At 63.2% G+C, this 13,239-nt stretch carries 18 protein-coding genes and 1 tRNA gene; 5 read left to right on the forward strand and 14 right to left on the reverse strand.

From position 1 onward, the window contains the following. Positions 1–214: 214 nt before the first annotated feature. Positions 215–1,012 carry an SIR2 family NAD-dependent protein deacylase gene (locus ADADO0_RS11060; protein WP_511305193.1) on the reverse strand — a complete coding sequence of 266 codons (798 nt, stop codon included), beginning with the start codon at positions 1,010–1,012 and terminating at the stop codon, positions 215–217. A gap of 51 nt (positions 1,013–1,063) precedes the next feature. On the opposite strand from ADADO0_RS11060, the gene ADADO0_RS11065 reads away from it, so the two are divergent. Beyond that, on the forward strand, positions 1,064–1,486 hold the full coding sequence (locus tag ADADO0_RS11065; protein ID WP_511305194.1) for a VOC family protein: 423 nt from the start codon (positions 1,064–1,066) through the stop codon (positions 1,484–1,486). Between the two features lie 93 nt (positions 1,487–1,579). Next, positions 1,580–1,654: transfer RNA gene (locus ADADO0_RS11070), tRNA-Glu, on the forward strand. 27 nt (positions 1,655–1,681) lie between these two features. Here ADADO0_RS11070 and ADADO0_RS11075 read toward each other — a convergent pair. The 4 genes from ADADO0_RS11075 to ADADO0_RS11090 all read right to left on the reverse strand — a co-directional run bounded on the left by ADADO0_RS11075 (position 1,682) and on the right by ADADO0_RS11090 (position 5,205). After that, complete coding sequence (locus ADADO0_RS11075) at positions 1,682–2,362, reverse strand: ankyrin repeat domain-containing protein (RefSeq protein WP_511305195.1); 681 nt, start codon at positions 2,360–2,362, stop codon at positions 1,682–1,684. 77 nt (positions 2,363–2,439) lie between these two features. Next, complete coding sequence (locus ADADO0_RS11080) at positions 2,440–2,925, reverse strand: GlcG/HbpS family heme-binding protein (protein WP_511305196.1); 486 nt, start codon at positions 2,923–2,925, stop codon at positions 2,440–2,442. Between the two features lie 130 nt (positions 2,926–3,055). Next, positions 3,056–3,646 carry a response regulator transcription factor gene (locus ADADO0_RS11085; RefSeq protein WP_511305197.1) on the reverse strand — a complete coding sequence of 197 codons (591 nt, stop codon included), beginning with the start codon at positions 3,644–3,646 and terminating at the stop codon, positions 3,056–3,058. Continuing rightward, positions 3,643–5,205, reverse strand: coding sequence for a sensor histidine kinase (locus tag ADADO0_RS11090; RefSeq protein WP_511305199.1), 1,563 nt, complete (start codon positions 5,203–5,205; stop codon positions 3,643–3,645). Before ADADO0_RS11090 ends, ADADO0_RS11085 begins: the two co-directional genes overlap by 4 nt. Positions 5,206–5,620: 415 nt before the next feature. Between ADADO0_RS11090 and ADADO0_RS11095 the strand changes: the two genes are divergently transcribed. Continuing rightward, positions 5,621–7,258: an NAD-dependent malic enzyme gene (locus tag ADADO0_RS11095; protein ID WP_511305200.1), complete on the forward strand. Its 1,638-nt coding sequence runs from the start codon at positions 5,621–5,623 to the stop codon at positions 7,256–7,258. 205 nt (positions 7,259–7,463) lie between these two features. Here the strand turns inward: ADADO0_RS11095 and serA are convergent, their stop codons facing one another. The 4 genes from serA to ADADO0_RS11115 all read right to left on the reverse strand — a co-directional run bounded on the left by serA (position 7,464) and on the right by ADADO0_RS11115 (position 10,105). Next, positions 7,464–8,729 (reverse strand): phosphoglycerate dehydrogenase, encoded by a 1,266-nt coding sequence (gene serA / locus ADADO0_RS11100; protein WP_511305202.1) that lies wholly within the window; start codon positions 8,727–8,729, stop codon positions 7,464–7,466. Between the two features lie 325 nt (positions 8,730–9,054). Continuing rightward, the gene (locus tag ADADO0_RS11105; RefSeq protein WP_511305204.1) at positions 9,055–9,369 is read right to left on the reverse strand and encodes a hypothetical protein; all 315 of its coding nucleotides are present in this window, start codon (positions 9,367–9,369) and stop codon (positions 9,055–9,057) included. Positions 9,370–9,513: 144 nt separating this feature from the next. Then, entirely contained in the window at positions 9,514–9,870 is a 357-nt protein-coding gene (locus ADADO0_RS11110) for a hypothetical protein (RefSeq protein WP_511305205.1), read from the reverse strand. Next, positions 9,851–10,105 (reverse strand): hypothetical protein, encoded by a 255-nt coding sequence (locus tag ADADO0_RS11115; protein ID WP_511305206.1) that lies wholly within the window; start codon positions 10,103–10,105, stop codon positions 9,851–9,853. Before ADADO0_RS11115 ends, ADADO0_RS11110 begins: the two co-directional genes overlap by 20 nt. A 107-nt stretch (positions 10,106–10,212) precedes the next feature. Between ADADO0_RS11115 and ADADO0_RS11120 the strand changes: the two genes are divergently transcribed. Both ADADO0_RS11120 and ADADO0_RS11125 read left to right on the forward strand, forming a co-directional pair. Then, positions 10,213–10,353 (forward strand): hypothetical protein, encoded by a 141-nt coding sequence (locus tag ADADO0_RS11120; protein ID WP_511305207.1) that lies wholly within the window; start codon positions 10,213–10,215, stop codon positions 10,351–10,353. A gap of 3 nt (positions 10,354–10,356) precedes the next feature. Further along, the gene (locus ADADO0_RS11125; RefSeq protein ID WP_511305208.1) at positions 10,357–11,100 is read left to right on the forward strand and encodes an SOS response-associated peptidase family protein; all 744 of its coding nucleotides are present in this window, start codon (positions 10,357–10,359) and stop codon (positions 11,098–11,100) included. 54 nt (positions 11,101–11,154) lie between these two features. On the opposite strand, the gene ADADO0_RS11130 is transcribed toward ADADO0_RS11125, so the two are convergent. The 5 genes from ADADO0_RS11130 to ADADO0_RS11150 all read right to left on the reverse strand — a co-directional run bounded on the left by ADADO0_RS11130 (position 11,155) and on the right by ADADO0_RS11150 (position 13,226). After that, positions 11,155–11,283, reverse strand: a complete 129-nt coding sequence (locus tag ADADO0_RS11130; protein ID WP_511305209.1) for a hypothetical protein — start codon at positions 11,281–11,283, stop codon at positions 11,155–11,157. 94 nt (positions 11,284–11,377) lie between these two features. Continuing rightward, the gene (locus ADADO0_RS11135) at positions 11,378–12,124 is read right to left on the reverse strand and encodes an outer membrane protein (RefSeq protein WP_511305210.1); all 747 of its coding nucleotides are present in this window, start codon (positions 12,122–12,124) and stop codon (positions 11,378–11,380) included. 169 nt (positions 12,125–12,293) lie between these two features. Continuing rightward, entirely contained in the window at positions 12,294–12,626 is a 333-nt protein-coding gene (locus ADADO0_RS11140; protein WP_511305211.1) for a hypothetical protein, read from the reverse strand. Continuing rightward, entirely contained in the window at positions 12,610–13,095 is a 486-nt protein-coding gene (locus ADADO0_RS11145; RefSeq protein WP_511305212.1) for a hypothetical protein, read from the reverse strand. Before ADADO0_RS11145 ends, ADADO0_RS11140 begins: the two co-directional genes overlap by 17 nt. Further along, positions 13,095–13,226, reverse strand: coding sequence for a hypothetical protein (locus ADADO0_RS11150; RefSeq protein WP_511305213.1), 132 nt, complete (start codon positions 13,224–13,226; stop codon positions 13,095–13,097). Before ADADO0_RS11150 ends, ADADO0_RS11145 begins: the two co-directional genes overlap by 1 nt. Between the last annotated feature and the right edge of the window lie 13 nt (positions 13,227–13,239).

Here is a 13,239-nt window from a genome sequence, read left to right on the forward strand (position 1 = left end):
GTCCTCGGCGGGGACACTGAATGGCGATTCGATTCCCGGTCCCTGAGGCGCCATATCCAACTGACCCTGCACTTCACGCGACCCGTGCGACGCGCACCTGTTTCCAGGAGGTTAAGAATAGCAAGTCCACTGGCCCTCGCACACCCTTTCCGAGTGGTGAAATGCGCTTCGCCGCATGTTTCCTGGGTAAATTTTGCGCCTGCGTGCGGAACGGTCAATGAGGCGGAGCGAAACCTTCCACGAACGGCGCAAGCACATCACCGATCTCGCTGCGGATGACCAGATCGGCGATCGCGTCGAAATCGGTCTCCTGGCGGTTGATTATGACGAGGCGAGCGCCGTTGCGCTTGGCCTGGAGCGGAAAGCCGGCGGCGGGATAGACCACGAGGGAGGAGCCGAGGACGATGAACAGGTCGCACGCCTGTGTCATTTTCCGCGCACGCTCCATTTCCTGCTCGGGCATGGCCTGCCCGAAGGAGATCGTGGCGGTCTTGATCAGGCCGTCGCATGCCGTGCAATTCGGGGCGTGTCCGGAAGCCTCGAAGCGGGGGCGCACCCAGTCGAGTTCATGGCGCTGCCCGCAGTCCAGGCAGGTGGCATAGGTGGTGTTGCCGTGCAGTTCCACCAGATCGGCGTCCGGCACGCCGGACGCCTGATGCAGCCCATCGATGTTCTGGGTGATGATGCCGCAGAGCCGGCCCTCGGCCAGCAGCCGTGACAGCGCCTTGTGGCCCCGGCCCGGCGTCGCGCCGCCGAAGGCCGCGTCCATGGCGAACTTGCGTCGCCAAGCCTCATCCCGCGCCGCCCCATGGGCGACGAACAGGTCGTAGGGAATCGGCTTGTTTTGTGTCCACAGTCCGCCGGGCGAGCGGAAATCGGGGATGCCGCATTCGGTCGAAAGGCCTGCGCCCGTGAAGGCCACGGCGCGTTCCGCGCTCTGCAAAAATTCCCGCAGCGCGAGAAATTCCCGTCGCGTATCCTGCGCGCTCTTGAGATCGGCGTTCGATGTCATACGTTCCCCACGCCAACGAACACGATCGCTTCCACTGCTCCGGAAACTCCCATGCGCTTTCTCCACACCATGGTCCGCGTGACCGATATCGATCAGTCCCTCGATTTCTACGTCAATAAGCTGGGGCTGAAGGAGATCCGGCGCAAGGAGAGGCCGGAAGGTCGTTACACCCTGATATTCCTTTCCGTGCCAGGCCAGGAGGGCGTCGCCGAGATTGAACTGACCTATAATTGGGACAAGGAAGTCTTCGACGAAGGGCGCAATTTCGGCCATCTCGCCTTCGAGGTGGAGGACATCTATGAGACCTGCGCGCGCCTTATGGCCGGTGGCGTGACCATCAACCGGCCGCCGCGCGACGGCTACATGGCGTTCGTGCGCTCGCCGGACAATGTTTCCGTCGAGCTGCTTCAGAAGGGCGAGGCCAAGCCCGCCCAAGAGCCCTGGTCGTCCATGCCCAATACCGGTAAATGGTGAGGGCTCAGAAGAAAATTATCCGCTGACCTGTGGGTAGTTCCGCCGGGGGCCTTGCCTGCCGGCGGAGGCGCTCCTATAAGGACGGCCGCTTACGCGCCCTTCGTCTATCGGTTAGGACGCCACCCTTTCACGGTGGAGAGAGGGGTTCGACTCCCCTAGGGCGCGCCAGCGATACCCCATAATTTAGATTTCGACTCACGCCTTCCGGGCGGTCTCAAGGATTGCGGCGATCTCGCCGTATCCGCGTGTGCGGGCATGCTGTAGCGCCGTCACGCCTTCGTTGTCGGGGATCGATACCCGCGCGCCGGCATCCACCAGAAGCCTGACGATCGCCACATGGCGCGGGCCGCCGTCGCCGAGGATGACGGCTTCCAGGAGCGCGGTCCAACCGAGGCGGTTGACGTGATCGACGTTCACCCCCGCAGCGATCAGGGTGCGGACGGTCTCTACATGCCCGCGCTCGGCAGCGGGGATCAGCGCGGTGCCGCCGAAGCGGTTGGTGCTTTTCAGGTCGGCACCGTGTGACAGGGTCATCCGCAATATCTCAAGGTGCCCGCGCGCGCCGGCATAGAGATAGGCGCTGTCCTGGATCGCATCCTTGGCGTTCACGTCGGCGCCCGCTGAGATCAGCAGCCGCGCGGCTTCAACGGCGTTGGCCTGCGTCGCGACCAGAAGCGCCGTCTGGCCGTGGTCGTTCCGCGTTTCGATGCTTACACCCTCCGAGAGCAGAGCACGGATGGTTCCGGCATCGTCACGCGCGGCGGCGGTGAGCAGCGCGCGCTCCCTTGGCCCGGCCATGGCGTTCGTCGGCATTGAAGCGATCATGGAGAGCCCCAGAATGAGCAGAGCCTTAGGAAGGGTCGAACGAAACAGCATGACGCCTTCTCCAGGCTGTGTGGTGCGCGCCGTCTCGCCATCCCCGCCGCATGCGGGGATGGCGTCGAGAGCAAGGATTACTTGAGTTGGTCCTGCACCTTGGCGATGGCGGCGTTGGCGCAGGCCTCGTCGAGGTGGCCGCCCGGTGCGCCGCCGACGCCGACGGCGCCGATGGTTTCATTGCCGATCTTCACCGGCACGCCGCCGGCAACCACAAGGAAGCCGTCGATGGAGACCAGTTGGGCGGCGGCAGGGGTCTTCTGAATGTTCTCCACCATGGTGGAGGTGGGAATGCGGGTCGAGGCGGAGGTGTAGGCCTTGCGACGGGCCGCATCCGGCGTATGGACGCCGGCATTGTCGGCGCGCAGCAGGGCACGGAGCACGCCGGCCCGGTCGACCACTGCGGCCGAGACATTGTAGCCCTGCGCCGCACACGCGGCGACCGCCTCGCGAGCGATCTCGGCGGCGATGTTCAGCGGGATATTCTTTTCCTGAAGCACCTGCGCGTTCGCGGTGCAGGACAGGGTGACAGCCGCGGCGGCGGCAAGGATCAATCGCTTCATGTGCGTCCCCTAGACGTTTGATGACTGGAAGCGTTCGCTTTCCGCAGACACATCTAGGGGGAGACGCCCTGCGGCTGAATCCGCTGCGCCACAGGTGCGGCTAGGTAGAGCTACCGATGCGGCCCCGAAATCACGGGGCGGCCAGTGTCAGGCGCACGAACTCCGCGACCGAACTGGTGCCGAGCTTTTCCGCGATATTCGCGCGATGCGCGTCGATGGTGCGCGATGAGACGTTCAGGCTGGCGGCGATCTCTTTCGAGGCCCAGCCCCTGCACACCATGTCGAGCACCTCCCGCTCGCGCTCGGTGAGCGTGCCGAGGAGGTCGTGGGCTTCCTTGCGCTCCAGCACCCGCTCAAGCTCCTGCGCGGCGGACTGGATGGCGTCCAGCAACACCTGTTCGTCCACCGGCTTGGTGAGGAAATCGACGATGCCCGCCTTGAAAGCGCGGCGGCAAGCGTTCACGTCGCCATGGCCGGTGATCATGATGGCGGGCCAGTCGATCCCGCGCTCCACCAGCTTCTGCTGCAATTGTAAGCCACTGATCATCGGCATCCTGAGGTCGAGCAGGAGACAGCCTGGGCGCGCGGGATCGACATGGGCGAGGAATGTCGTTGGGTCGCCGAAGCTCTCGACATTCATCCCGTAAGTGCGCAGCAGCAGAGAGAGTGCTTCGCGCACCGGGGCGTCATCGTCAACCAGATAGACCTGAAGCTGCGTCATTGCGCGGCCATCTGAATGGACTTTGAGGCGGGCAGAGTGATGGTGAAGCAGGCGCCGCCGCTTGTGGCTTCGCCGGCCACGATGGATCCTCCCACCCGCTCCACCAGCGTTGCGCAAAGCGGCAGGCCCAGCCCCATGCCGCTCGCCTTCGTGGTGAAGAATGGCTCGAACAGTCGGGGCGCGACATCCGGCGGGATGCCGTGTCCGTTGTCCTCGACCCGCACCATCAACTGCCCGTCGCTGGAGGTGGTCCGCACGCCGATCCGCTTTTCGGGGACTGCGGTTTCATCGAGACTGTCGGCGGCGTTGCGGATCAGATTGAGCAGGACCTGCTCCATCTCGATCGGGTCGACCACCGCCTGCGGCAGCGCCGGCTGCAAATCCGGGGCGAGACTGATGCCGCGGGCCGTGAGATCGGCGCGCGCCAGTTCGCAGACATCCATCACCACTTGGTTGATATCGGTGAGGACCCGCTGGGGCTCCCGGTTGCTGATGTAGTCGCGCATGCGTGCGAGCATCTGGCCCGCTCGCTTTGCCTCGCGCACATTGGCATCGAGCGCCTGCAACAAGAGCGCCTGATTGTCGTCGTTGGAGGCCAGGCGTCGCGCCGCCTGACTTTGGCTCAACAAGGCAGTCAATGGCTGGGTCAGTTCGTGCGCGATGCCGGATGCAAGCTCGCCTAGGGCATTGACCCGCGAGGCGTGCGCAAGGCGGGTTTCGTGCTCCAGCAATTGGGTTTTCTGCTCCGCGACCTGTGCCGCCGCTTGCGAGCGTCCCGCCGCCACCCTCTGCTTCCAGGCATAATGCAGGATCAACAAGGCAATGAGCGAAAGGGCGGCGAAGCCCAGGGTCATCCTTGGATTGATGATGTCTTCAAGGGCGATCGGCCGCTCCAGGGTGAGCAGCAAAGGTTGGCTCGGGTTATCGATGGTCCGGCTGAAGCGCGGCACGCTGATCCAGGCGGACGCGATCTCGTCCGAGGCCCGGTCCGTGAGGACGTGGCCATCGAGGCTCAGCATCAGATGAGCCCAAGCCGGCCGCTCATCCGGCTCCACCAGCAGCGCCGGGTCGATCTCCATGATGATCGCGAATGCCGGGTTGGTGGCACTCGCCTTCTTGCCAAGGAGATAGCGTTCCGGGAGCTTCGGATCGATATAGGCCCTCACTTGGCCGGGACGCTGCTGGAAGATCGAGCCGGCGAAGGGGGCAGGGGCGGCCGCTTCATTCGCCTGGGGCACCGCCAAGACCGGCGTCATCGTCACAACGGTTCCATCCTGAGCCAACGAAACCAGATTGACGGCCGCAACGCGGGGGTAAAAGCGGATGATGTTTTGCGCGACCTGCCGAATGGCATCCTGGGGCGGCGGGTCCGCCACCAGCACCAGCGCGATCAGGCTCGTGAGGTGGGCATCGTGCTGCGCTACCCGCTGCGAGATGATCCGGTGCAGCATGAAGCCGGTGGCGTTCAATTCTTCACTCGCCCGGTCAATCTGCGCGCGGGCGTTCAATGTCACGAACAGCGCCACCGCGCCGATCCAGGCGAGAGATATCCATGCCACGGTCCTGAGCCTGGATGCGTCCCGTTTCACCTTTCGCTCCGTCCAGTCTGGTCAGGCGTCCCAGCGCATTGCCCGGGCTCTGCACACGTCCCCGAATGGCCAACCCTACATGATTTATCCAATAGCGGCGCCCCAACGTGTAAGCATAGGTTGTATTGCGGATCGCGGTGACGGTGTTCCGGCGCAAGCTTATGGTCGCGTTTGAAATGTAACGCTTTTTCTCCGCTTGCGCCTGTAAGATGATCCCGCAAGAATGATCGTCTGCTCAAAGCTTCGATGTGTTGGAAACGCCTGATTTCCTTCATGGCGAGCAATGATCCGCCGCGCCGATGGGCCGTCGACCGAACGTTCACAAGCGGCATAGCCGCCCGGCATTCACAACGGGCGGTCCAATCTTTCCGGAGGATCCACGCCCATGTCCGCGCCTGTCACGAACGCCCCGACCGGGATCGGTCTGCTTCACGACCCAGCCTTCAACCGCGGCAGCGCGTTCGCCGTGCAGGATCGCGCGCGGCTCGGCCTGGAGGGATTTCTTCCCCCGGTCGCCGACACGCTGGAAACCCAGATCGCCCGCATCCATTTGCAGCTCGAGGTGCTGGACAATGATCTCCAGAAATATCTTCTTCTGAGCGACCTCCAGGCGCGCAACGAGACCCTGTTCTATGCCGTGCTGATGTCCGATCCGGCGGTGTTCATGCCGCTGGTCTACACCCCCACCGTCGGTGAGGCGTGCCAGAAGTTCGACCACGTCTTGCGCGCCACCCGCGGCATGTATCTGCCGATTACCCTCAAGGGTCGGCTCAAGGAGGTCCTCTCCCGCTGGCCACAGAAGGACGTGCGCTTTATCGTCGTGACCGACGGCGAGCGCATCCTCGGCCTGGGCGATCTGGGCGTCGGGGGCATGGGCATCCCGGTCGGCAAGCTCTCGCTTTACACCGTCTGCGCCGGCGTACCTCCCGAACTGACCTTGCCGATCACGCTGGACGTGGGCACCAACACCCAGACCTTGCTGGACGATCCGCTCTATCTCGGCCTGCGCCAGAACCGGGTGCGGGGCGCGGACTATGACGCTTTCATCGCGGAATTCGTCTCTGCGGTGACCGAGCTTTACCCCAAATGCTGCCTGCAATGGGAAGACTTCGCCAACATCAACGCCGTGCCGATCCTGGAGCGATATCGCGACAAGATCTGCACCTATAACGACGATATTCAGGGCACGGCGGCGGTTGCCGTGGCTGGCATCTACGGCGCGCTGCGGATTTCCAAGCAGAAGCTGACCGACCAGACCTTCCTGTTCCTGGGCGGCGGCTCGGCGGCCACCGGCATCGCCGAACTCATCTGCGAGGCGATGGTTCTAGAAGGCTCCACCCTGGAGGAGGCGCGGGCGCGCAACTGGCTGTTCGACGTCAACGGTCTGATGGTGAAGTCGCGTACCGATATTGCCGGTTTCCAGATGCCGTTCGCTCATGACCATGAGCCGATAAATTCCTTCGTCAAGGCGATCGAGGCGATCAAGCCCACCGGCATCGTCGGCGTCAGCACCGTGCCGAAACTGTTCAACCAGGCTGTGATCGAGACGATGGCCAGGATCAATGAGCGGCCGATCATCTTTCCCTATTCCAACCCCACCTCGCGCTCGGAGTGCACCGCCGAGGAAGCCTACAAATGGTCTGAAGGGCGGGCGATCTTCGCCAGTGGCAGCCCGTTTCCGCCGGTCACGCTCGGTGACCGCACCTTTGTCCCGGGGCAGGGCAACAACGTCTATATCTTCCCGGCCATGGGCATGGCGGTGCTCGCCACTGAGGCCTCCCTCGTCACCGAGGACATGTTCATCGTCGCGGCGCAGGCCGTTGCCGAACTGGTGACGGATGAGGACCTGGAGCGCGGGCTGATCTATCCGCCACAGCATGACATCCGCAAAGCGTCGCTGCATGTGGCGGCGCGCATAGCAGAGCGCATCTTCGACAAGGGCTTGGCGCGGGTTCCCCGGCCGGCCGACATCGCGGCGCATGTGGCCGAACTGGCGTACCAGCCGGTTTATCCTGCGGTCTAACATGATGGCGCGGTCGGTCCCCTCCGAGGGGACCTATGCGTTATTCCCTCTCCCGCTTGCGGGGGAGGGTAGGGTGGGGGAATTGGTGACAAATGGCCGGGCGCAGAGCTTCTTGTGAGGCTCCTGCCCCCTCCCCAGCCCTCCCCCGCAAGCGGGAGAGGGGGAACCGCGCATTATGCATCGGCCCAGCGATGTCAGTTATCGCTTACAGCCGGGATTCATAGAGCAGGCGCGCGCGGATCGTGCCTTCCAGCGCGCGGATGTCGGCAAGAACCGCTTGTGTATCCGCCGCCGAAGCGTCGGCGTCGAGCACCACATAGCCGATGTCGGCATAGGTCTCGTAATATTGCGCGGCGATATTCACCGAATGGCGCGCCAGCACCTCGTTCAGCCGGCCGAGCATGCCCGGAACGTTGCGCTGGACTTGGATGAACCGCGTGCCCGAGGGGCGCGCCGGCAACTGCACCTGGGGGAAGTTCACTGCGCCCATGGTCGAGCCGGAATCGCTGTAGTCGATGATTTTGCGCGCCACCTCGGCGCCGATCCGCTCCTGCGCCTCCTCGGTCGAGCCGCCGATGTGCGGCGTGAGCAGCACATTGTCCAGGCCCTGCAAGGGTGACACGAAGCGTTCGCTGTTGGAGCCGGGCTCGACGGGGAATACGTCCACTGCGGCGCCCCGCAGCTTGCCGTCGCGCAGGGCATCGGCGAGGGCTTCGAGATCCACCACGGTGCCGCGGCTGTTGTTGATGAAGTAGCTGCCAGGCTTCATCGCGGCGATTTCTTCGCGGCCGATCATGCCGTGCGTGGCCGGTGTTTCCGGCACATGCATGGTCACGACATCGCTTTGCGCGAGAAGCTCGTGGAGGGTCGCGATCGGCTCGGTGTTGCCGTGGCGGAGCTTGTCGGTGTGGTCATAATAGATCACCCGCATGCCCATGGCTTCGGCCAGATAGGACAGCTGCGAGCCGATGTTGCCGTAGCCGACGATGCCGAGGGTCTTGCCCCGGACTTCGTGGCTGTTGCTCGCGGACTTGATCCAGCGCCCCTCGTGCGCCGCGTTGGACTGGGCGAGCAGGCGACGAAACATCACCACGATCTCGCCGATCACCAGTTCCGCGACGCTGCGGGTATTTGAGAACGGCGCGTTGAAGACCGGAATGCCATGGGCGCGGACGGCATCAATGTCCACTTGGTTGGTGCCGACACTGAAGCAGCCGATCGCGATCAGCCGGTCGGCCGCTTCGAGCACGTCGGCGGTGATCTGCGTGCGCGAGCGGATGCCCAGGAGATGCACACCCTTGACCGCTTCCTTCAGAGCATCCCCATCGAGCGCCTTGGGCAGCCGCGTCAGATTGGTATAGCCGGCGGCCATCATCATCTGCACGGCGCTGTCGTTGACGCCTTCGAGCAGCAGGACGCGGATCTTGTCCTTGGCGAGCGAGAGCTGCGAATGAGAATGGCTATCGTGCACGATCTCGACGTCCTTCGGCGATGAATAAACGAATGGCCGGGAACCGTGGAGAGGTTGGTTCCGGCTGATACGACCGGTTGGCCGCCCTGAGAAAGGCGTTCCTCGGGCGGGCGAGAACTTACCCCTTTTGCTGCTGGCGTCTAGGCAGGGCCTGAAGGAGCCGGGCTGCTCCGCTCTGCTTAAAGACCCCGTTGGATGAGCGGCTCTTGGAAAGCTGCCCTCGACAATCCTTCGGTCCAGATCCGGGTCAACCTGCTGGATCGCTGCATGAACCTTGAGGGCGTGGAACCGCACAGCGCTCCGTCTCTCGCGAGGACGCGCGATGCTACTCCAGCGGTGAGGAGCCGATGGGCGCCGGCGCCTTTCCCGGTCGGTGCAGCAGGGTCAGCGACAAGAACGCGCCGACCCATGAGCCTGCCGCCGCGAAAACCACATACATCCAATTCTCCGTGTAGCTGATCACGGCGAAGGATGAGAGCATGTACCAGACGCTCGACCAATTGGCGGCGGAGAGCCGCCTGCGGGCCACCACGGCCGTTGTGAAGGCCACATAGCAGGCATCCGTCGCCGCCGTGGCGATGAAGACGCCGAGCGCGACGAGCGGGTCGAGAGCGGAAAAGGCAGTGAGAAGGTGTTGCATGGAATTCAGGTGATTGGTGCCGCTTGAGAGATTGGGACCCAGGGAGTGCCCCGTCTACAAAGTGTTTTAGCGGAACGAAAGTGTCGAATTTTCGCGGCCCTCATGTTGTGTCGTTTGTTGTGTGATCAACCTGCCCGTCGGCGGCTACTCCGCCGCCTTGTTGTCGATCACCAGCCTAAGCCCCATTTCGGGAGGCAAGTCCGGCGGGCGGGGCTGCCGATCCCAATCGGGCAAGGCGATGTGGCAGACCGGCTGCATCTTTCGCCGCTTCCTAATTGTCCAGGGTAGGGGATAGCCGCACGGCTTGCGAATCGCTGCCAGAAAATCGTCCAAGGTGAACTTGGCTCCATACCGCTCGGCGAGGTCCGCGAGCTTGTACTCGCCCTTCCGTCCGCACAAATTGCACTCCACCCTGACCACGATATACGGGAAGTCGCGGAGGCGCGGCTCTACAGGCGGCTGCTGATCCTGGTTGTCGGGCTTAGGCGATGGTTGCGACATCGGCCTTTTCCTGGACGTCTTTCATAGTGACGAACGGCAGGGGCCGCGACCTGCCGTACCCCTTCGACGATGCGCACTTCAGGCTGGATATCTGGTTCTCCAGGTACGCCTGACCGATCAAAAGTTGTCGAATCGTCTCCCTGAGATCGCCCATGCAGAGGGCGATGTTCTGTTCGACCTCCGCCTCGCTGACGTCAAAAAAGGTCTCGTCCGCGCGGGTGGCCTCGCTCGGCATGGCAGTCTCCATTGGCTCGATGGCCATATGAATCCATGAGAACGAAAAAAGAACAAGCCGCTACATCTGGTATGGCGCGCCAGCGGAAAGCGGGTGATCATCGTGGCATGGACTATCGCCACAAGCTCCCGAAGCGTCCGGCATGGAAAGACATCCTCGGCGACGTCGTTCTGTTTGTGGTTATCGCAACCGCGACCGCGCTGGTGGCTCTGCCGCTGGTGATCCGCCTCCTACACCTCGTTTGGTGATCCATGTGCAATCTCTACAACGCCACCACCACCCGCGAGGCGATGCGGGCGCTCCGGCGCTACATCCACGACATGACCAACGGGGCGCCCTGGCCGCCGCAGATGTACCCGGACTATGCCGGGCCGATCATCCGCAACGGATCTGACGGTGATGAGGAACTGGCGCTGGCCCGGTGGGGCATGCCGTCCAGCCGCAAGGCGATTCTGGACGCCGCAACCAAGCGCGCGGATAAACTCCGCGCCAAGGGCAAAGACGTCGACTTTGACGCACTACTGCGCATGGAGCCCGACGGCGGGACGACCAACGTCCGCAACACCAGCAGTTCGCACTGGCGCCCATGGCTTGGGCCGGCGAACCGCTGCCTCGTACCGCTGACCGCCTTCGCGGAGCCGGGCAAGGACGCGGACGGGAAATTCCAGAACGTGTGGTTCGCCGCCGAGCAGCCTCTCGTTTTCTTTGCTGGAATCCAGATGGTCGGGTGGCAAGGGGTACGAAAGACCCGAGAGGGTTGGGTGACGGCCGACCTCTATGCCTTCCTGACCACAGATCCCAACGCGGAGGTCGGCGCGGTCCACCCCAAGGCGATGCCGGCGATCCTTACCACGGCAGAGGAATTCGATGTCTGGATGCGTGCGCCCTGGAGCGAGGCGCAGGCACTCCAACGTCCGATCCCTGATGGCGCGTTGCAGGTCGTCGCGAGCGTGGCCGCGCCGGGAGTCGAAGCTAAGCAGGGCGCTCTGCTGTGACTCGGATGGCGGCAGCGCAATCCCCGACCGCCTGAGGCGCGCCGGGGACGCCGATCACTTGGCCAGCCGCTCGGCCTCCGCGACCACCATAGCCAGCAGATAAGAGAGCAGGCGCTGGCGGCGCCTGTCGGCTATCGCGCGCAACTCGCGCGCCAGATCAGCGATATAGATGATGTCCGACATTACGGTTCCCCAACCGGGCGACATTGCCCCAGGGAAATTTTGCACGCAGGAAGCGCAACTCGCCGGATTGATGGCGATCTCTCTGGAATTCGGGTCAGAACAGATAGTTTACAGCTGCGCGGGCAATACCCATTGTAAGCTCGCCGCCGTAGGAAATATTATATAAATCAATGTACATATTCGTCTGGCCAAGGTCGAAATACATCGCCTCGCCCCTTATTGATAAGTTGTTCGTAAGTGCGTACTCCACGCCAGCACCAGCCACCCAGCCGACGTTTGTTTTGCTGCTGGACTGTCCGAATGGTTGCGATCCAAAAAGCGAAGGATACGTTGCATTATAAAAACTGTTGGAAACCTGGGCGTAGGCCAGTCCTGCGGTGGCAAAAATTAGAAGACGGTCGACGGGTGCTATGCCCAAACGCACACGCACTGAGCCAAACCAATCGATCTCGGATCTCACTTCCTGGGTGGAGGCATAAGAAATGCCCCCGAAAGTGGCAAATGCATCCACTTTGTTTCCCGAGCTACTTCCTCCGAATGAAAAGTCTGATTCTGCTCCGACGATGATCTTCCCGCTCTGGGTATTGTACCCAACCTGCCCGCCTCCGGTCAGGCGTGAGGGAATCATCGGCTGCACATAGAGCCCAGCAAGGTTCTTATACTGCTGAAAGCCCTCGTATCCGAAGCTATCACCCGTGCCCCAGGCGCCGCCGATGTTGCCACCCGCGTAGAACCCTTCCCACCGAAACCCGGGAGGTGGCGAGAGAACTCCGCTGTTGAATTCCGCCGCGCACGCGCCCGTCGCCGCCAGCAAGGCAGCGCCCACCATTATCGCCTTCATCGCCCACTCCCAGCTGACACGCGATGGTTGCGCATCGGAGGGGAAGGTGTCGATATCCGCGCGGATCTAGGGTTTATCGATCGTGAATGGGCAGGATGGTCCGAAACGCAAAAAGCGCCCCGCCTCCCTGTGAGGGGAGACGGGGCACGGGTGGAACGTCGAGCGGTCGTCAGAGCGTGGCGATCTTCTTCATGATCTCGTCCATCCGCTCATGGACGCGGACCAGCTCGTTGTGCTTCTGCTCGTCCTTCTTCGCATTGAGGGACTCTTCCATGAGGTCGGCGATGCGCTCCAGCACCTCCGACACGCGCGTCAAGCCGGCGCGGTCCGCCAGCGCGCCACCAACCACCATTGCCTCGGTGTTGGATGCCTTCATCGCCCCGGAGGCGTCCTTGGTCCATTGTTTGATGTAGCTTCCGACCATCATGGCGGCCACGATGAGCGACGCCACGATCACGATGTAAGGGTGCCAGTTCGCCGGCACCTCAACCCCCGCCGGCATTGGCCCTCTCCCTGCTGCGCGCCCTTCGCGCCTCGTCTTGGATACGCCGGTCGGCTGCTCGCCTGTCCATTGATGCCGCGTCGCTCATCGCCTGCGTCGCGGCATATGCCTCGAAACACGACAGTACGACATAGACCGCCATGCCGGTGCTGCTGGTACCGGCGAGCAATAGGCCCAGCGCCACCTCCAGCCAGAGAATCGCTGTGACGGCGCTGAAGCCCGCGCGGAGGTGGGCGCACGGCCGCCACATGCCGTTGATGACCAGTGCCGCCGCCCGAAGCATCCCGATCCCGACCGTGAGGAGGCCCCATCGATCTTCCGAGGCGATGTACGCGAGCGTTCGGTACGAGGGCTGGTCGAAGGTCGCCCCCTGCATCAGCAGGATCACGCCCCATCCGGTAAGGAGGCCGACGCCTTGCCATTCCAGCGATCGGGCACGGAAGTAGCGTTTGAACTCGACGATCAGCATCAGCTTGCTCCCGCCGGCCGACCGGAGGGGTTCGGCGCTTTGATGCCGCACTCCGCTTCGAGCTGCTCGTTGTAGGCGACCGAGCGCGCGAGCTGCTGGTGCCTCATCGCCTTGATCACCGCCTCGGTCATGGGAATCGGCTCC

The organism is Aquabacter sp., from assembly GCF_965279295.1.
Lineage (GTDB): Bacteria > Pseudomonadota > Alphaproteobacteria > Rhizobiales > Xanthobacteraceae > Aquabacter.